The organism is Halorubellus amylolyticus (assembly GCF_034808145.1).
Lineage (GTDB): Archaea > Halobacteriota > Halobacteria > Halobacteriales > Natrialbaceae > Halorubellus.
In genome coordinates, this window is sequence record NZ_JAXHGM010000002.1 from 424,542 (window position 1) to 442,501 (window position 17,960).

Consider the following 17,960-nt stretch of genomic DNA (forward strand, 5'->3'; position numbering starts at 1 on the left):
GGCGTCAGAGAGGACCTCGGCACCGACACGTACACCATCACGCCCGGAGACCCGTTCGTGCTCGAGGGTGAGCCGTTCCAAGCTTACGGCAGCGAGTACACGCTCAGGGGGTCCAGCGACTACTTCTTCATTCTCTCGCTGGGGTTCAGCGACGGCCCGACGAAGCTCTACGTCACCCCGGTATCGAAGTAACGGGTCGACCAAGCGGCCCCCTCTTCCTCGACCGCGATGGTTCCCGAGGCCCAGTCGCTACTCCGCGAGTCGCGACCCGACGTCGCGGCCGTTCTCGAACGCCCGGTGGACGCGGCCTTCGCCGACGACCCAGTCGCCAGCGCAGTACAGTCCCGCGGCTTCGCCGGCTCGCACGTCGTCCGCGTCGGCCTCGTTCTCGGGGAGCGCGTACCGCCACCCCTGGCCGTCGACCCAGTCCGGGTCGCGGTAGCGGTCGTCGTCGAGGAGGTCGGCGACGAGCGCCGCGGCGTCGCTCGCCGCCGACGCCGTGGCGTCGTCGTAGTGTTCGACGGACCAGTCCGGACTCATCTGTGCGACGAGCAGGCTCTCGCCGTCAGGGACGTGCCCGGGCTTGCACTCCTCGCGCGAGAGCCACCCGACGGGATGCTCCCGGTCGGGGTCGAGGAGCGCGTACCACGGGTAGTCCTCGCGGAAGTCGTAGTGGAGGACGACGGTGCGTATCGTTCGGTAGTCGACCGCGGCTGCCGCGCCCTCGACGCGAGCCAGCCGGTCGTCGTCCCAGTCCGTCGCCGCGAGCAGTTCCGTTGTCTGGGGTGCCGGCGGCGTGAGGACCACGGCGTCGAACCCCTCGTGGTTCGTTCCGTCGACGTCGACGAGCGACCACGCACCGTTGGCTTCGGGGCTGGTGGTGCCGGTGTCGTCGCGGTCGAGCGCCTCGATGCGCGTCTCCAGGTGGACGGTGGCGTCCGTCGCGTCGAGGACGCGCTTGGCGAACTGCGTGATGCCGGCCTCGTACGTCCACTTGTGCGCGTCGTCGTCGCGACCCGCCTCGACGGTGCCGTCCGCGTCGTGGACGTAGATCGGTTCCTCGACGTCGGCGAGCCCCTCGGTCCCGAAGGTCTCGATGACGTCGGTGAACCGGTCGTCGTCGCCGGGCTTGACGTAGTTCGCGCCGTGGTCGTACCGACAGCCGTGCTTCCGGCGCGTCGCGGCGCGGCCGCTGACGCCGCGAGCCTTGTCGAACAGGGTCACCTCGTGGTCCGCGTCGTCGAGGACGTCCGCGACACCGCACGCCGCCGCTCCGGTCCCGACGATAGCGACTCGTTCGGTCATGCGCGACGGTACCCGCGGGAGGGGTAAGTACGGCTAGGTCGCGGCACCGCGTTCGATGCCGTCGCTCGTGCAGGTGACGCGGGTGAGCGGCGGTCGACGTTGCGGGTGACGCGGGCGAATGGTGGTCGACCGTGCGGGTTGGCTGGCGAGCAGGGAGCGCGTGGCGTTGGAGGACGTCGGCGCGCTCCGCTCCGGCCTGGACCGACGCCCCGTGAGGACGGGGGAATCGTCGACCGTGGCCGCGCGCCGACTGAAGAACCCTCGGCTACGCTGGGGGTCGTCGTGTGGTCGCGTCCTGGCGTTCGCAGATGGCTGCCGCCATCCCGCAGCCGCGACCGAGTCCGTCCAGGTGCGCGGCGACCGTCGGGTTGCGGAGGTGCGCGTCGTCTCGGAGTCCCTGGACGAGCGTTCCGGCGGTCTCGAACGCGTTGGCGGCGTCCGCGTATCGGTTCGCTGCGAGAGCGCTGCGTGCGGTCTCGAGGTCGTCGGCCGCGACGACCCCGCCGCCGGCGAGCTTCTCGCGGAGGTAGCGGACGGCGACGACCCGTCGGCCCGCACCGACGACGTAGAGCCCGACGCCGACGACGGGTACCAGCCAGGTGGCGACGAGCAGGAGCTCGTACCACCTCGGCCGCCAGCCGCGCCTGAACGTCTGTCCGGGGCCGCGAGCGAGTGCGACGACCAGGGTTCCGAGGCCGACGGCGACGACGGGTGCGGCGACGAACGCGAGGAACGCGGGAACGCTCTCCGGATAGACGCCGGCTGCCGTCGCGACTGCCTCGCGGAGTCCGCCGGGTCGCGGGAGTCCGAGTCCGACGAGTGCGGACTGGGCGACGGCGAGTCCGACCGCCAGTCCGGGGAGGACGCCCGCCCAGAACGCCGAGTACTCGAACGTGTCCCGCAACTGGCCATCGGGATGGGTGTCGGCGAAGTGTCGCGGGAACCGTCCGCGTCTGGTCTCGGTCTCGCAGACGGGGCACCGAACGCGCTCGCTCATATACAAGAAGTGACAGCTCGGGCTGAAAAGCGGTTCGGTCGCGAGCCGTTCAGCTCGTCGTGACCAGTTCGACGACGTCCCGGTGGTCGAGCTCGTGACTCGTCGATATCTGGCGGCCGCTCCGGCAGTCCATCGCGTGCAGCAGGCCGTCGCCGATGTCGCTGTGCAGGTGGTACGCGAGGTCCTCGGTGGTCGCGCGCTCGGGGAGGATCCAGCAGTCCCGCATCACGCGCCCCTGGTCGTCGCCCATCGCGTCCGCACCACCCGGGAAGACGGCCTTCGTGCCGAGTTCGTCGAACAGCGCGGTCTCGATGGCGTCCTGGACGCCCGTCCCGTCGAACCCGGTGACGAACTCGCGGATCTGCTCGAGCCCGGCCTCCTGTTCGTCGCTGACGTCGCCGACGATGTCGAACGCGCCCTCGCCCGGCGTGTAGTCGACGACACCAGCGTCGTTCGCGGACTTCAGCGCCTTCTCGGCGTGCGCGCTCACGGGGACGACCGTGAGGTGGTCGTACTCGGGGTCGCTCGTGATGTCGTCGTAGTTCGCCTGCGCCTCGCGCGTGTCCATCTTGTTCGCCGCGACCACCATGGGCTTCGTGCGCTTGCGGAGTTCGCGCGCGAGCGCCTCGCGGTCGTCCTCGTCCCACGCGTCCGGGTCGAGCTCCATGTCGAGCGCGAGGATGACCTGCTTTATCTCGTCCTTGTTCGTCCCGAACGCGTTCATCTGCTCGGCGAGGTCGACCTCGATGTCGCCCTCGTTCCCGTGATAGCCCGACCGGTAGCGCTCGATGCCCTTCTCGAGGACGTCGACGTACCACTGGTCGAGCTCTTCCTCGAGGAACGCGATGTCCTCGCGCGGGTCGTGACCCTCGGTCGGTTCGCCCTCGAGGTCGGTCTCGCCGGAGAAGTCGACGACGTGCACGAGGACGTCCGCCTCGTTCAGGTCGCTGAGGAACTGGTTCCCGAGGCCCTTCCCCTCGTGTGCGCCGGGGACGAGGCCGGCGACGTCGACGAGCTTCGTCGGCACGAACCGCTCCCCGCCCTCGCAGAACCCGGTATCGGGCGTGCACGTCTCGTCGAAGTCGGGCGCGGCGCACTCCACGCGGACGTAGGCCTCGCCGACGCTCGGGTCGATGGTCGTGAACGGGTACGCGCCCTCGGGGACGTCGTTCATCGTCGCGGCGTTGAAAAGCGTCGACTTCCCCACGCTGGGCTTGCCGACGAGACCGATCTTGTAAGTCATTGCACAGTCTCACGCCGTCGGCGGGCTTGAAAATTGATACTCGCCCCCGCACAGTCACGCGATTCCATGCCACACCCGGCTGCCGCGCTCACTCCTCGACGACGGTGAGGGCGACGTCGACGTCGGCGGCGTCGTAGTCGGCGCGAGCGATGGTGTAGCGGTGGCTGTCTCGCGGTGTGCCGCCCGCGACCGTGATGTTCCGGAAGTAGCCGTCGTGCTGGCCGCCCCAGCGATTGACGTACTTCTCGATGGCGCGCTTCGACCGGTCGTTGTCGTCGTCGACCGTGATGGCGGCCAGTTCGACGTCGAGGCGGTCGAACGCGAGTTCGACGAACGCGTCCGCTCGCTCGCCCGAGTACCCCCGCCCCCAGAACGGCTTCCGGAGCCAGACCCCGAACGTGACGGTCCCGTTCTCCCAGTCGGGATGCAGCCCCGCGTGACCCGCGTACGCGCCGGCGCGTGGTTCGCCCGCCTTCGGGTAGAGCGCGTACGTCCCGTCCGTCGCCGCGTCGTTCGCCGCGGCCACGGCCCGGAGGAACTCGAACGTCTCCTTCGGGTGCCCGTGGGGCTCCCAGGTCATGTACCGGGTGGCGTCCTCGATGCCGTCCTCGCTGGAGACGTACGGGTACACGTCGAGGGCGTCGACCGTCCCGGGGTCGATGCGCTCGAACCGCAACCGCTCGGTCTCGAAGACGCGCGGGAACAGCTCGGTCACGCGAGGTCACCCCGCGGCATCCGGGCCGTCACCGCGACTCCCTCTCGTCGTCGCGCTCGTCGACGAACTCGCAGTCGGGCGGTTCGCCGCTCGCCTCGTACTCGTCGCGACCGATGCTGTACTGGACGACGTCCCGCGGTTCCCCGTTCATCGGGTACTGGTTGCGCAACGTGCCTTCGCGTCGGCCGTCGAACCGGTCGACGTACCTCTCAATTGCGCGCTGGGAGTTCTCGTTCGCGACGAGGTGCGAGACGAACACGACCTCGAGGTCCAGTCGCTCGAACGCCAGCCGGATGAGGGCCGCCGCACGCTCGCCGCTGTACCCACGTCCCCAGAACCGCTTCCGGAGCCCGAACGTCATGAACGCCGCGCGACGCGGCCAGACGGCGAACAACTCCGCCTCGCCAGCCGGTTCGCCGGCGCCGTCCTCGCCCTCCCTCGGGCGAACGACGTACGTCCCCGCGTCCCCGGACTGCATCCGGTCCTCGCGGTCCGCGACGAACTCGTAGGCCTCCCGCAGGTGCTCGAAGGGCTCGACGGGGACGTACGCGACCTCGCCCTCGTCCATCCCGTCGGTCGACATCGACGCGTAGCGCTCGCCGAGGTCGCCGTCGGCGACCGACTCCTTCACGAGGCGCAGGCGCTCCGTGACTACCTCGTCCGGGAACAGGTCGCTCACGCGGACCCGCCTCCGTCGTCGACGGGACCGAGGTCGGTCGGCTCCGTCGTGCGCTTCGGGACGTCCGCGGGGTCGAGGTCGACCTCGGACGCGCCGCCGGCGTCGCGGTAGTCGTCGGCGGTGATGCTGTACGAGCGGAGGTCCCACGGGTCGCTATCGCCGCCGTCGCGAGGCACCCAGTTCCGGAAGTAGCCGTCCTCGCGGCCGCCGAAGCGGTCGACCCAGCCCTCCATCTGGCTGCGCGAGTTCTCGTTACCCGCGAAGTGCGCGACGGACGCGACCTCGAGGTCGAGGACGTCGAACGCGACCTGCAGGAGTGCGGGGGCGCGCTCGCCGGCGTACCCGCGACCCCAGTACGGCTTGTGGAGTTCGACTCCGGTGTGGACGCGTCGCTTCTCCCAGAGCGCGTCGAGCATGGCCATCCCGACGTGCACGCGGTCGCCGGCCTCCACGGGGTCGCCGTCGGCGTCGGGCTCGCCGGGGCGGAGGAGAATCGCCCAGGTCGCGTGTTCGTGGTCCTCCCAGGCGTCGCCGTGGTCGTCGAGCACGTCCGCGGTCACCTTCGGATGCGCGTCGGGACTCGTCGTCACGTACCGCGTCTCGCGGTCGCGAGCGTCGCGACTCCCGCGCGTCCACTCGTAGCGCTCGAACGCGTCCACTGCGTCGTCGACGCGCTCGTATCGCAGTCGCGGCGTGCGCATCGTCTCGGGGAACACCGTCATGGTCGCTCCTGTCGCGGCATCGTCAGTCCTCCAGGCGCTCCTCGACGTGGAGGTCGACGTCGACGCTGGCGTCGGCGTACTCGTCCGCGCTGATGGTATACCGGTGGAGGTCCCGTGGCTCGTCGTCGAGCACCACCCAGTTCCGGAGGACGCCCTCGTAGCGGCCGCCGTACCGGTCGACGTACTTCTCGATGGCTCGCTTCGAGGCGTCGTTCGCGTCGGTGTGCCCGGCGGCGACCATCTCGAGGTCGAGGCGGTCGAACGCGAGCGAGACGAGGGCGTCGGCGCGCTCGCCGGCGTACCCGCGGCCGTGGTAGTCTTCCAGCAACCAGACCCCGAGCCTGGCGGTGCGGCGGTCCCACAGCGGGATGAGGGAGGCGACGCCCGCGAACGCGCCGGCGCCCGCTTCGCCGTCACGCGGGAACATCGCCCAGTTCGCCCGGTCGCCCTCGCGCCACTCCTCGGCGCTCTTCTCGAGGTAGTCCAGGGTGTCCTTCGGGTGATGGTGGCGGTCCTTCGAGATGTGCTCGCTGAGGCGCTCGAACGCGTCGGTCCCCATGTGCTCGTACAGCTCGAAGGGGTCCATCGCCTCGTCGAGTCGTTCGTACCGCAGTCGCTCGGTCTCGAACGCGGCGGGGAACAGGTCCATACGCCGTCATCTTCGCCGGTCGACGTAAGGATTCGGTCGCCGTGGCAGGCCGTGACGCGGCCCGCTACTCGTCCTCGACGTCGCCGCGTGCGACGTCCACGGCGTGTTCGAGCGCGCTCTCGGTCGCGCACGCCCGAACCCAGTCGAGGTCGACGCGGTCGGTCGCGTCGAGCGCGTCGAGCGCGGACACGGCCTCGCGGACGACGTGCTGAGGGTACCGCGACGGGTCCGCGTACTCGACGGCACGGGCCACCGCGACGTCCCGCGGGACGCTCCCACCGGGGAGGATGGCGAGCGCGCACGTCGCCGGGACGCTCGCCGGGTCCTCGACGCGCACCGCGAGGAACTCCAAGTCGTCGGTCGCGTCCACGCCGACCTCCGGATACCGCGCGCTCAACCCGGCCACCGCGACCGCGGCGTACAACCGGACCCGCGAGTGCGTGGCGTCGAGATGCGAGGCGAGTTCGCCGGCGAGCGGATAGACGGCGTTCGGGTGCGTTCGCGCGAACTCCCGGAGCGCGCCGAGCGCGTGCTCGCGGGAGTCAGCGTCGCCCTCCGCGACCATCGCCGCGAGCTCGCGGACGACGAGCGGCGCCTCGTCCACGGGCTCGGTGTCGTCGCCGAACACCTGCTTGAGGTACCCGGTCGGGACGGCGTCGTCGCCGACCGCGAGCAGGCTCTCCGGGCGCTCCCACGCGAGGCTCGCGACCGCCGCCGCGCTCGCCTGCCGGATGCGCGCGTCGTCGTCCGCGAGCGACCGCACGAGCCGCGCCCGTACCGACCCGTCGACGAGCCCGAGGTGCGTGAGCGCTCGCGCCAGCTCGCGGAGGTAGTCGACGTTCACGAGGTCCGCGCCGCGCTGGGACTCGAACTCGGCGAGCACCTGGTCGACGACCGGGCGGACCGCGTGCGGGTCGTACGCCGCGACGTCCGCGAGTTCCGCGGCGGCGTCGATGGCGAGCGCTTCCGCGTCCAGTCGGTTCGCGAGGTCGAACGCGTCCGCTGGTTCCGGGTGGTCGGGCTCGCTGACGGCGTCGACGTACTCGCGGTGGAGTTCGCGGTGATGGGGCTCGCAGCACTCGTACGCGGTCGCGGTCGCGCCGTCGCTATCGGTCGCGAACTCGCGCACCGAACACGCGTCGCACTCGGTGGCGACCGCGACCGCGCGTTCGCGGAGCGAGTCGTCGTCCTGATAGCTCTCGACGGTCGCGCCCGGACCGCCAAGTCGCGCGTCCGCTGCGGCGAGCGCCCGCAGCAGTCGCGTCAGGTCCCGGAACTCGACGGGGTCTCGCGGCCGGTCGTAGCGATGCCCCCACGTCGGATGCCACTCCTTGGCGGCGAGGCGGCCGGCGGCCGCGGCGAGCGCGCTCGCGTCCGCGTCGTCGGCGGCGTCGAACCCGACCTCCGACCGGAGGAACGTCCGGTACGCCGGGTCCAGGTCGCCGTCGACGGTCGCGACCGACAGCGGCGCGTCGAACGCGACGAACGCCGACGCCGGGAGCGTCCACCGGATGGGCTGGTCCATGTCGACTCCACATGATGTACGACGTAATAAACCCGCACCACGGCGACGACGGGTTGCTCGTCGGCGACGGCACGACCCGGCTGAGTCGACGGCAGGTGATCGGGCGTCGGCGGGTGGGCCGGGAAGGAAGAAACGGCGATCTGGTGGTCGCCGTATGCTAGGGAGTCCGCGGGGTCAGTCCGCGACGTCGATGCGGTCGCGGACGAACGCGGCGGCCGCCGCGACGGCGTCGGGGTCGGTTCCCGTGACCTTCACGCGACCGGGAGTGTCGTCGCCGCGCGGGTAGCTCCCGACGCGGACGTCGAAGCGCTCGCGGACGCCGTCGATGACGTCGAGGAGTGCGCCTTCGGGCGTCCACGTGCGGACGACCTCGCTCGTCGCGTCGCCAGCGAACGCGTCCGCTATCACGTCGAACATCGCGCGCATCTCGCCGGGGATGCCGGGGAGGACGTAGACGTTCTCGACGACGCACCCCGGCGACCACGACTCGTCGGTCGTGATAGACTCGGCGCCCTCGGGGAGGGTCGCGGCCGCGTCGAGGTTCAGCTGGAAGTCGTACTCCTCGACGAGGTCGGGGTTCGCGTCGCGGAACGCCTCGGCGCGCGCCTCGAGGCGCTCGCGCTGAACGGGGTCGACCTCGAGGTCGCGGTCCAGGGCGTCGGCGACCGCCTCGACGGTGACGTCGTCGGGCGTCCCACCGATGCCGCCCGTGCAGACGACGGCGTCGAACGCGTCGGCGTACTCGCGGACCGCGTCCGCGATGACCGCCCGGTCGTCCGGGACGGTGAGGATGCGCGCGACGAGCGCCCCGCGGGCCGCGAGCTCGCCGGCGAGCCAGTTCGCGTTCGTGTTCACGGTGTCGCCCGCGAGCACCTCGTCGCCCACGGTGACGATGGCCACCTCCATGCTCGTCGCGTACGCCCCACGCGAGTATGGGGCTTTCCGTCGACGAACGCGTGTCGCGTGGGGAGGTTGGTGGTCGGTGAGCGACGAGCTGAGTGGGGGGTTCCTGGTCGGCGAGCGAGGAGCGGGGAGGGTGGTGGTCGGCGAGGGAGGGGGGTCAGGGGTCAGTCGCGGCGCTGTATCTCGCGCTTCCCGCTCGCGTCGCTGGCGTCGAGCCGGTAGAACGCGAACGTCGTCTCGCGCGGCCGTCGCTCGAACACGTCGAAGAGCGGTATCTGGACGCGGGACAGCCCGTCGAGGATGTGCCCGGCGACGTCGGCCGCTTCGATGGAGTCGAGGGTGCCCTGGGCGACGACGCTCTCGTACCCGTCCTCGCCCTCGTGGTGGACGGTGAACGACACCGGGTTGTCGAGGAGGTCGCTCTTGCCGGAGTCGCCGCCGATGGCGAGCCGGAAGTACAGCGACGCGGTGTCGGCGTCGTACCCGTAGGAGACCGGGAGCGAGTGCGGCGGGTCGCTGCCGGCGGTACTGAACGCGAGGACGCCGACGCCCCCGGTCCCGAGGACGGCGTCACGTCCGTCGGCGTCGAGTTGGTGAGGGTCAGAGTCTTCCATGCGTGACTAGTCACTACGGACCACGAAAAGCGTGCCGTCGGTTCCCGGAGACTGAGGGACTCCGGCTCGATGAGCCGCCACGATGCCGCGTTGAGGTTCCGTGCGCCGGGTCGCCCAAAGAGCTACCCGGCGGGCGCTCGCAGACCGACGCATGCAGGTGGATACGTTCGGCGACGGGTACGACCTCGTCTGGGTGATGGGCTGGGGGAACGTCGTGGAGAGCCGACACGAACGCTGGTTCGTCGACCGACTGGTCGACGCCGGCTACCGCGTGCACGCAGTGGAACTGCCGACGACGACGCCGGACTTCCGGCGCGACTGCGTCGTGCCCGTCCGCGACTACCTCGACGACGTCGCCGCCGACGCCGGCGACGCTACCGGCGGTGCCGACGATACCGACACCAGCGACGGGGAGTACGCGGTGCTCGCGCATTCGATGGGCGGCCTCGCGCTCGCTCACGCCGACCCCGCGCCGAAGGCGGTCTATCTGAGTCCCTGGTGGGGGATGCACGACGTCCCAATCGTCCTCGAACCGCTGCTCGCGCTCCCCATCGCGCGCCCGCTCCTGCCGTTCGCGGTCGAGCACGAGGACCTCGGCGAGCTCGCGACGCCCGAGGACGCGACCGCGCCCTCCCGCATCGCGCCGAAGTGGATTCAGACCGTCAGGGCGGCCCAGCGGTCGCTCCCCGCGCTCGGCCGGGACGACCACGTCTTCTACACGCCCGACGACGCGGTCGTCGACCCGCGCGCCATCGAGCGCCATGCGCCCGAATCCCAGCGGACGACGTACGACGGCGGTCACGAGCTGTTCAGCTCGACGGGCCGCGACGAGTACGTCCAGTGGGTCGTCGAGGAACTCCCCGGCCCGGAGTGAGTGCCTCGACGCACTCCCTCGGTCCGAGTGCGCGCCTCGGTCCCTCTCCTCTGTTCCGACCGACGCTGCCTGAAGCGTGGTACTGCCGCACCGACAGAAGTCCTATGCCACCACACCACATACGTCTGGGTATGGTTCAGGAGACCGTCGAATCCGCACGCACGACCTGCAAGCACTGCGGCTTCAACGCATCCGTCGGCGCCGACGCCTGGGACACAGCCACGCATCCGACGCTCGGCGACCTCATGCAGTGCCCCGAGTGCGGAAGCACTGACACGACGAGCGGCTGACCGAGCTCACGATACGTCGACCGACCGGTCCTCGCACCCGCCATGCTCGTCGCCACCGGTGGCCTCGGCGACCATCGGCGCGTCACGTCAGTCGGCGGCGTCGACGACCTCGTAGCTGATGTTCGCGTCCCGGAGGCGGTCGGTGTGCGCGCTCAGTTCGTTCGTCGACGCGAGCACGAGCACGCTCAAGCCCTTCGTCGCCGCCTCCTGGACCGCGGCAGCCGTCCCGAACCGGACGTCGGGCGTGACCTCGCAGCGGTCCGCGGCGACGAACGCCTCGGTGCCCGCGGTCGCGACGAGGTCGTGCTCGCTCGCGAGCCCGGCGACGCGCTCTGGGTCGACCGCGCGACTCCCGCCGTCCTGCACGCGCGGAACCGACACGACCGTCACCGACCCGAGCTCGTAGTCGACCACGCCCTCGAAGTTCGTCACGCCGACGTCCTCGCCCGCCGACGCGTCGGTCACCGCAACCGCAGTTGCACTCCCCGCGTCGCCCGCAATCGCACAGAGGACGCCGTCGCGCATCGTCACCGACACCGTCTCCCCCTCCGCGACGTCCGTGCGCGCGACCGCCGTCTCGACCTCCACCTGCCCGATGACGTCGGTCGCGACGTGACTCACGTACTCCTGGAGGCCGTCGGTCTGCCCGATGAGCCAGTCGACGCCCTCCTTCGTCACCTCGTACCGGCCGCGGCCCTCCTTCACGACGAACCCCTCCTCGACGAGTCCCTGGAGGTAGTCGCTGACCGCCTGCGCGGTGACGCCGATCTCGTCCGCGATCTCCTGCTGGCTCACCGCCGGCTGGCGCTCCGCGATTCCCACGAGTATCTGGTAGCGTGTCGCCGAACGCTTGCTCCGGAGGACGTCCGCGTCCGACTGCGAATGGTCGGCCATCGTCGACGGTTCGACCTCCGAAGACAAGTACCTTTGCGATAGCACCGGCAGAGTTGTCCTGCTCCGTCGGAACTCCGCCACTTCGACAATCTGAGTTGATTTCCCGGTGTCGGGACTGCACGACGACTGCCGCGTGCTAGCACGCCGAGGCTAGGGTCTTGTGGCCGGGGAACGCACGTCGACGCGATGCCAGGACGACGCTTTCATACCGTCGACGTGTTCGCTCGCGAGCGCTACGCCGGGAACCAGCTCGCGGTGTTCCACGACGCCGCCGACCTCGACGTCGACGAGATGCTCGCGCTCACACGCGAGACGAACTACTCCGAGGCGACGTTCGTCGAGGGCGACGACCCCGACGACGGCCGGTATCCCGTCCGCATCTTCGACCCCGCGGAGGAGCTCCCGTTCGCGGGGCACCCGACGCTCGGGACCGCAGCCGTGATACGCGAGTTCGTCCGCGACGACCGTCCGGACGGACTCGTCCTCGACCTCGCCGTCGGCGACGTCCGCGTCTGGGTGGAGCACGGCGACGACGGGGTCGAGCGCTACTGGATGCAGCAGGTCCCGCCCGAGTTCGACGTCGGCCTCGACCGGGACGCCGCCGCGGCCGTCCTCGGGCTCGACGCGGACGACGTCCGGGACGCCCCCATCGACGTCGTCTCCACGGGTCTCCCGACGCTCGTTGTCCCGCTCCGCGACCTCGACGCCGTCGAACGCGCCGCCACCCAACCGGGGGCGTACGAGCGCGAGGTCGTCGACGGCCTCGGCGGTGCGAACGTCCTCGCCGTCGCCCCCGAGACCGTCGACGGCGATGCCGACCTCCACGCTCGCGTCTTCGCCGACTGGGCGGGCGTCCCCGAGGACCCCGCCACCGGCTCCGCAGCCGGCTGCCTCGCCGCCTACCTCGCGCGGTACGACGCCGACGCCCGCGAGATGGGGCTCGATGTCCCCGAGGGCGGCCGCGAGCGCGCTGACGGCCGCGACGCCGTCGAGTGCGTCGTCGAACAGGGCCTCGAGATGGGGCGTCCCAGCAGGCTCCACCTCCGCGCGAGCGTCCGCGACGGCGACCCCGGCGAGGACTCGACGGTCGACGTCCGCGTCGGCGGACGCGTCGTGCCGGTCGCCGAAGGCACTCTCCTGTAGGCCACGGCTCCGCAACCACTAAACGCGGCACGCGCCTGACTTCGAGTAATGACCGACTGGACGGAGAAGTACCGCCCGAGCACGCTCTCGGCGGTCCGCGGGAACGACAAGGCCCGGGACGCGTTCGAGAAGTGGGCGCGGACGTGGGACGAGCACCGGGAGGCCGTCATCCTCCACGGGAGTCCGGGCGTGGGGAAGACGTCGGCGGCGCACGCGCTCGCGAACGACATGGGGTGGGCGGTGATGGAGCTGAACGCGAGCGACTCCCGGACGGCGGACGTCGTGGAGAAGGTCGCGGGCGAGGCCGCGAAGTCCGGGACGCTCACCGAGGGCGGCGCGGGTCGACGGCTCGTCGTGCTGGACGAGGCGGACAACTTCCACGGGAACGCCGACTACGGCGGGAGCCGCGAGGTCACCAGGGTGGTGAAGGCGGCGAACCAGCCGATCGTCCTCATCGCGAACGAGTTCTACGACATGAGCAACGGCCTCCGGAACGCCTGTCAGGACGTCGAGTTCCGGGACGTCTCGAAGCGCTCCATCGTCCCGGTGCTCCGGGACATCTGCCGGCAGGAGGGCGTGGAGTTCGAGGACGCGGCACTGGACGCTATCGCCGAGGAGACCAGCGGCGACCTGCGGTCGGCGGTGAACGACCTGCAGGCGCTCGCCGAGGAGGCCGAGGTGCTGACGGCCGAGGACGTGGTGACGAGCGAGCGCGACCGCACGGAGGGTATCTTCGACTTCCTCGACGACGTCATCAAGCACGCGGACGCCGAGACCGCGCTCAAGCAGTCCTACGACGTGGACGAGACGCCGGACGAACTCCTGAACTGGGTCGAGGACAACGTCCCGAAGGACTACTACGGCGACGAGCTCGCGGACGCGTACGAGTTCCTGTCGAACGCGGACCGCTGGCTGGGCCGGGTGCGGGCGACGCAGAACTACTCGTACTGGCGGTACGCCGGGGACAACGTCGCCGCGGGGATTCCGGCGGCTCGCCAGCACGACCACGGTGGGTGGACGCGGTACGGGCCGCCGAGCTACTGGTCGAAGCTCGGCCGGACGAAGGGCAAGCGCAAGCAGCGCGACGCCATCGCGCGGAAGATCGCCGAGCGGAGCGGGACGAGCATCGGGACGGCGCGTCGCCGCATCCTCCCGTACCTCTCGGAGATGACCCACCACTGCAAGCCCCGCGAGCTGACGGTGGCGGTGGCGGCGGCGTACGAGCTGGACGCGAGCGACCTCTCCTACGTCACCGGGAGCGGTGAGAGCACGAACAAGGTCCAGTCGATAGTCGAGGACGCAGCGGAGCGACGCGAGCAGGCCGCGGTCGAGCACTCCGGCGGCGCGTTCGCGGGCGGACGTGCGAGCGACCCCGAACCGGACGAGAACGCGGGCGAGGGGGAGAGCGACGACGGCGGCGGGCAGGCGACGCTCGGTGCGGTCGGCGGCGACGATTCCGAGGGTGACGGGGGAGCGGCAGCGGGCGACGCGGACGCCGAGAGCGAGGGCGATGCCGGCGACGACGAGCCCCAGGACGTGGACGACCGCGCCGACGCCGCCGATGACGACGACGGCCAGGCGGGCCTCACCGATTTCCTCTAGGAATCCGGAACTGTTCAGCGCGCGCTGACGGGACCCGTCGGAACGACGGCTTGTCACCACTCGTGATGGCCGCCGGTGGCCACTCCGAGAAACTTGCAGCTGGTTTCGTGTGAATTCATACCGCAACAGTTAATGCCAGAAACTCCCGTGTTCGAGATAGTTTTTGATGACGAACCGAACGTTCATCGCCCTGGTCCTCGCGGCCACGATGGTCCTCGCCGGCTGTAGCGGCGGAACCAGCACGCAGACCACGGCACCGACAGACGACACGACCGTCGAGGAGACGACGGTCGCGACCACGACCGAGAGCACCGACGACACGACCACGACCGAACCGACGACGACCGAGGGCGAGGACTACCCGAAGGTCAAGACCGAGAACTGCAAGTACAGCGGCGAGGACGACGACGACATCGTCCGCGAGTCCGGCGCGTGCCTGCCGTTCGACGCGGACGAGGTCTACCGGAACGTCGCCGACATGGCGGGCGTCGACATCGACAAGGGCCCGACCGTGAACTCGATTCCGGCACGTGGGACCTCCCGGTACGACTTCAGCTTCTCGAACAACACGTTCGGCGCGACGATGGGCATCGCGCCCGAGGGCACGCCGAACGTGTACGTTCCCGGGTACGCGTCGCCGAACAAGAACCCGGACGGCACCGTCAGTCCGGCGGTGACGATGAACTACATCGGCCTCTGGAACGACACCGCGCTTCAGGAGGAACTCGGCATCCAGTACACCGCCGAGGACGCGGAGGTCACCGCAGCGCACGAGTTCCTGCACGCCATCCAGTTCCACCAGGGGAGCCAGGAGCGGCTCGCGAAGAACCTCTCCAGCGAGGGCGTGAACGCCAACAACGTGGAATCCGCGATGATCGAGGGCTCCGCGTCGTTCTTCGAGAGTCAGTACCAGCGAGAGTACATGGACAACCCGGACGCGATGCGGAACTTCACCGCGTGGTCGAACGCGAACGCGTACTCGATGAACCAGCTCGGTCCGTACGTGGCCGGCTCGCACTACACGCGCTGGTACCTCAACGGCTCCACGGAGAACTTCGAGAAGATCTACAACAACCCGCCGGTCTCCATGGAGCAGATCATCCACAAGTACGCGCCCGACGAGGAACTCCCGAAGAACCTCAGCGTCGACGGCGAGGTGTCCTCGGACTGGGCGACGCCGTCGTCGGCGAAGACGAAGGGCGAACTGTTCCTCCGGTCGGCGCTCCGCTCGGGCGTCAGCGGTGACGAGGCCGCTCGCGGCGCGGCCGGCTGGGGTCAGGACGGCGCCATCACGTTCCAGAACACGTCGTACTCCGCTGCCGGGAACTACAAGACCGGCTACGGGTGGGCGATCCGGTTCGACAACGCCACCGAGGCCGCCGAGTTCGAGTCCGTCTTCGGGGACTGGCTCGAAGCGCAGGGCTCGCAGAACAACGGCGTCTACGGCGACTCGCCCGACGAGACGTTCCGGATGGTCGAGGTCTCCGAGGAGACGGTCGTCGTGCTCGCCGGCCACGAGGACTTCACGAGCCAGACGACCGTGAGCGGTGACACGACCGGGGTCGTCATCGAGCACACCGACGAGGACGAGACCCAGAGCGACTCCGTCGAGGACGACGAGGACGCGCTCGTCGCCGGCTCCGGGTTCGTTCGCGCCGAAGCGTAGACACCACCGACCGACTCACCCTCCGTTTCTTCGAGCCCGATAGCGACCGCGCTGTGGCGTCCTTGGACCGGTAGCGGCCGTGCTGTGGGATGTTCGAGTCGCGTGAGGGTGGGACGCCGCCGGGTTGTCAGTTCGAGAACGAGCCGTCCTGGGGGTAGACGTTCGCGTCGAGGTGCTCGCGGACGCCGGCGACCGCGGCGGTGGGGTCGTCGTCGACGGCGAGGTGGGGAAGCGTGTGGACGGCGACGCCGGTCATGCGTTCGAGCTCGCGGGGGTTGGTGCGTTCGGCGACGGTGTCGTCGGCGTGGTCGTTCAGGACGACGCCCGTGACGGGGACGTCGACGGCGCGGAGCGCGTCGACGGTGAGCGCGCTGTGGTTGAGGGTGCCGAGGCCGCTGCGGGCGACGACGACGGCGGCATCGGCGAGGTCCGCGACGAGGTCGACGACCTCGCGATCGCCGGCGAGAGGGACGCGGAGGCCGCCGATTCCTTCGAGGAGGCCGACGTCGCCCGCCCCGGCGAGCGCGCTCGCCGCGTCGTCGCGCACCGTCTCGTACGAGAGGTCGACGTCGTCGCGTTCGGCGGCGACACGAGGTGCGAGCGCCGGTTCGAGGTACTGCGGGCAGACCGCCGCGTCGGGGTCCTCGCAGGCGGCGCGGACGAACGCCGCGTCGTCGTCGGGCGGATGGCCGCTCTGGCAGGGCTTGACCGCGAGCGCGTCCACGCCGGCGTCCCGGAGCCGTCCGGTGAGGCCGGCGGTGACGACGGTCTTCCCGACGCCCGTGCCGGTGCCGACGACCGCGAGCGTCGTGGTGGTGGTATCGGTCGGCATCGTCGTCAGAGGAGGCCGACGGCTTCCCCGGCGTCCTTGAACGCGAGGATGCAGTCCTCGATGTCGACGCGGTCGTGGGTCGCCATCGGCGCGACGCGGATACGGCTCGTCCCCTCGGGGACCGTCGGCGGACGGATCGCGGGCGCGAGCACGCCGCGGTCGCGGACCGCGTTCGCGAGGTCGAGCGCGTCCCGTCGGTCGCCGACCATCACCGGCAGTATCTGGGAGTCACCCTGGACGTCGAACCCGACGTCCGTGAGCCCCTCGCGGAGGTGTGCGACGTTCTCCCAGAGTCGCGAGCGGATGGCGCCGTGACGTGCGATGTGCAGCGCCTCGCTCGCCGCCGCCGCCGCGGTCGGCGTCAACCCCGTCGAGAACACGAACGACCGCGCGTCGTTCACGAGCAGTTCGACGAGCTCGTCGCTCCCCGCCACGTACCCGCCCTGGCTCGCGAGCGCCTTCGAGAGCGTGCCGAGCTGGACGTCCACGCGGTCCGCGAGCCCGTCGCGCTGCACGATACCGCCGCCGTCGTCGTGGACGCCGGTCGCGTGCGCCTCGTCGACCATCACCCACGCCCCGTGGCGTTCGGCGGCGTCGCACACCGCGCCGAGCGGTGCGACGGTACCGTCCATCGAGAACACGGTGTCGGTGACGACGAGCCACGACCCGGGCGTATCACACGCTGCCAGCTTCGCGCGGAGGTCGGTGGGGTCGCAGTGGTCGTACACGACGACCTCGGCGTCGCTCAGCCGACAGCCGTCGACGATGCTCGCGTGGTTCAGTTCGTCAGAGAACACGACGTCCGGGTCGAGCGCGGTGATGGTGCCGACGTTCGCCGCGTACCCCGAGGAGAACGCGAGCGCGCGCTCGGTGCCCTTCGTCTCCGCGAGGCGCGCTTCGAGGTCGCGGTGCACGAGCGTGTCGCCGGTGACGAGGCGGCTCCCGCCGGCGCCGGTGCCGACGGTCTCCGCGGCCTCGGCCGCCGCCCGCTGCACGCGGTCGTCCTGGGTCAGCCCGAGGTAGTTGTTCGACGCGAACACGAGCTCGCGCTCGCCCGACAGCACCGGCAGGTCGCCGCCGGGGTCGGGCGCGAAGTACGCCGTCGAGTCGACGACGTCGGTCGGCTGGAGGTCGCGGTACAGATTCGCTTCGCGGATGCGAGCCACGCGTCGCGCGACGTCGAACCCGTGGTCGGACGCCCCCCCGTCGACGCCGGCGTCGTCGTCCGTCCCACTCATCTACCCCAGTAACTCGAATCCGATGTGATATGCTTCCCGGTATCGGGCGCGCCCCGCGAGGACGGCGTC

The 17,960-nt window shown here is 70.5% G+C and carries 20 protein-coding genes; 7 read left to right on the top strand and 13 right to left on the bottom strand.

The genetic code is table 11. The features are described 5' to 3' along the window. Window positions 1-57: 57 nt before the first annotated feature. The gene (locus SM754_RS07915) at window positions 58-192 is read left to right on the top strand and encodes a hypothetical protein (protein ID WP_323675680.1); all 135 of its coding nucleotides are present in this window, start codon (window positions 58-60) and stop codon (window positions 190-192) included. 57 nt (window positions 193-249) lie between these two features. Here SM754_RS07915 and SM754_RS07920 read toward each other — a convergent pair whose 3' ends face one another. The 8 genes from SM754_RS07920 to SM754_RS07955 all read right to left on the bottom strand — a co-directional run bounded on the left by SM754_RS07920 (window position 250) and on the right by SM754_RS07955 (window position 7,835). Continuing rightward, window positions 250-1,305: an NAD(P)/FAD-dependent oxidoreductase gene (locus SM754_RS07920; protein ID WP_323675681.1), complete on the bottom strand. Its 1,056-nt coding sequence runs from the start codon at window positions 1,303-1,305 to the stop codon at window positions 250-252. 265 nt (window positions 1,306-1,570) lie between these two features. After that, window positions 1,571-2,302 carry a hypothetical protein gene (locus SM754_RS07925; protein WP_323675682.1) on the bottom strand — a complete coding sequence of 244 codons (732 nt, stop codon included), beginning with the start codon at window positions 2,300-2,302 and terminating at the stop codon, window positions 1,571-1,573. A gap of 49 nt (window positions 2,303-2,351) precedes the next feature. Further along, the gene (locus SM754_RS07930; RefSeq protein ID WP_323675683.1) at window positions 2,352-3,545 is read right to left on the bottom strand and encodes a redox-regulated ATPase YchF; all 1,194 of its coding nucleotides are present in this window, start codon (window positions 3,543-3,545) and stop codon (window positions 2,352-2,354) included. 88 nt (window positions 3,546-3,633) lie between these two features. Continuing rightward, window positions 3,634-4,260 carry a GNAT family N-acetyltransferase gene (locus SM754_RS07935; RefSeq protein WP_323675684.1) on the bottom strand — a complete coding sequence of 209 codons (627 nt, stop codon included), beginning with the start codon at window positions 4,258-4,260 and terminating at the stop codon, window positions 3,634-3,636. Between the two features lie 28 nt (window positions 4,261-4,288). Further along, on the bottom strand, window positions 4,289-4,939 hold the full coding sequence (locus SM754_RS07940; protein WP_323675685.1) for a GNAT family N-acetyltransferase: 651 nt from the start codon (window positions 4,937-4,939) through the stop codon (window positions 4,289-4,291). Then, the gene (locus SM754_RS07945; RefSeq protein ID WP_323675686.1) at window positions 4,936-5,661 is read right to left on the bottom strand and encodes a GNAT family N-acetyltransferase; all 726 of its coding nucleotides are present in this window, start codon (window positions 5,659-5,661) and stop codon (window positions 4,936-4,938) included. The genes SM754_RS07940 and SM754_RS07945 overlap by 4 nt, the downstream gene beginning before the upstream one ends. A 22-nt stretch (window positions 5,662-5,683) precedes the next feature. Continuing rightward, window positions 5,684-6,310, bottom strand: a complete 627-nt coding sequence (locus SM754_RS07950) for a GNAT family N-acetyltransferase (protein ID WP_323675687.1) — start codon at window positions 6,308-6,310, stop codon at window positions 5,684-5,686. A 64-nt stretch (window positions 6,311-6,374) separates the two neighbouring features. Further along, the gene (locus tag SM754_RS07955) at window positions 6,375-7,835 is read right to left on the bottom strand and encodes a hypothetical protein (RefSeq protein WP_323675688.1); all 1,461 of its coding nucleotides are present in this window, start codon (window positions 7,833-7,835) and stop codon (window positions 6,375-6,377) included. 11 nt (window positions 7,836-7,846) lie between these two features. Between SM754_RS07955 and SM754_RS07960 the strand changes: the two genes are divergently transcribed. Continuing rightward, on the top strand, window positions 7,847-7,996 hold the full coding sequence (locus tag SM754_RS07960) for a hypothetical protein (RefSeq protein ID WP_323675689.1): 150 nt from the start codon (window positions 7,847-7,849) through the stop codon (window positions 7,994-7,996). A gap of 13 nt (window positions 7,997-8,009) precedes the next feature. Here SM754_RS07960 and SM754_RS07965 read toward each other — a convergent pair whose 3' ends face one another. Together SM754_RS07965 and SM754_RS07970 are read right to left on the bottom strand one after the other, a co-directional pair. Then, window positions 8,010-8,741 (bottom strand): competence/damage-inducible protein A, encoded by a 732-nt coding sequence (locus SM754_RS07965; protein WP_323675690.1) that lies wholly within the window; start codon window positions 8,739-8,741, stop codon window positions 8,010-8,012. 161 nt (window positions 8,742-8,902) lie between these two features. Then, window positions 8,903-9,352, bottom strand: coding sequence for a pyridoxamine 5'-phosphate oxidase family protein (locus SM754_RS07970; protein ID WP_323675691.1), 450 nt, complete (start codon window positions 9,350-9,352; stop codon window positions 8,903-8,905). A 151-nt stretch (window positions 9,353-9,503) separates the two neighbouring features. Between SM754_RS07970 and SM754_RS07975 the strand changes: the two genes are divergently transcribed. Then, complete coding sequence (locus SM754_RS07975) at window positions 9,504-10,226, top strand: alpha/beta fold hydrolase (RefSeq protein ID WP_323675692.1); 723 nt, start codon at window positions 9,504-9,506, stop codon at window positions 10,224-10,226. Window positions 10,227-10,357: 131 nt separating this feature from the next. Further along, on the top strand, window positions 10,358-10,516 hold the full coding sequence (locus tag SM754_RS07980; RefSeq protein ID WP_323675693.1) for a hypothetical protein: 159 nt from the start codon (window positions 10,358-10,360) through the stop codon (window positions 10,514-10,516). An 87-nt stretch (window positions 10,517-10,603) separates the two neighbouring features. Here SM754_RS07980 and SM754_RS07985 read toward each other — a convergent pair whose 3' ends face one another. Further along, window positions 10,604-11,410, bottom strand: a complete 807-nt coding sequence (locus SM754_RS07985; RefSeq protein ID WP_323675694.1) for a DUF7839 domain-containing protein — start codon at window positions 11,408-11,410, stop codon at window positions 10,604-10,606. Window positions 11,411-11,596: 186 nt separating this feature from the next. Between SM754_RS07985 and SM754_RS07990 the strand changes: the two genes are divergently transcribed. The 3 genes from SM754_RS07990 (at window position 11,597) to SM754_RS08000 (ending at window position 15,821) form a co-directional block, all read left to right on the top strand. Further along, on the top strand, window positions 11,597-12,553 hold the full coding sequence (locus SM754_RS07990; protein ID WP_323675695.1) for a PhzF family phenazine biosynthesis protein: 957 nt from the start codon (window positions 11,597-11,599) through the stop codon (window positions 12,551-12,553). 48 nt (window positions 12,554-12,601) lie between these two features. Further along, window positions 12,602-14,155: a replication factor C large subunit gene (locus SM754_RS07995; RefSeq protein ID WP_323675696.1), complete on the top strand. Its 1,554-nt coding sequence runs from the start codon at window positions 12,602-12,604 to the stop codon at window positions 14,153-14,155. A gap of 166 nt (window positions 14,156-14,321) precedes the next feature. Further along, window positions 14,322-15,821 (top strand): hypothetical protein, encoded by a 1,500-nt coding sequence (locus tag SM754_RS08000; RefSeq protein ID WP_323675697.1) that lies wholly within the window; start codon window positions 14,322-14,324, stop codon window positions 15,819-15,821. 127 nt (window positions 15,822-15,948) lie between these two features. Here the strand turns inward: SM754_RS08000 and bioD are convergent, their stop codons facing one another. Both bioD and SM754_RS08010 read right to left on the bottom strand, forming a co-directional pair. Then, complete coding sequence (gene bioD, locus SM754_RS08005) at window positions 15,949-16,653, bottom strand: dethiobiotin synthase (protein ID WP_323675698.1); 705 nt, start codon at window positions 16,651-16,653, stop codon at window positions 15,949-15,951. A 5-nt stretch (window positions 16,654-16,658) separates the two neighbouring features. Further along, window positions 16,659-17,891, bottom strand: a complete 1,233-nt coding sequence (locus SM754_RS08010; RefSeq protein ID WP_323675699.1) for an aminotransferase class I/II-fold pyridoxal phosphate-dependent enzyme — start codon at window positions 17,889-17,891, stop codon at window positions 16,659-16,661. Window positions 17,892-17,960: the final 69 nt, after the last annotated feature.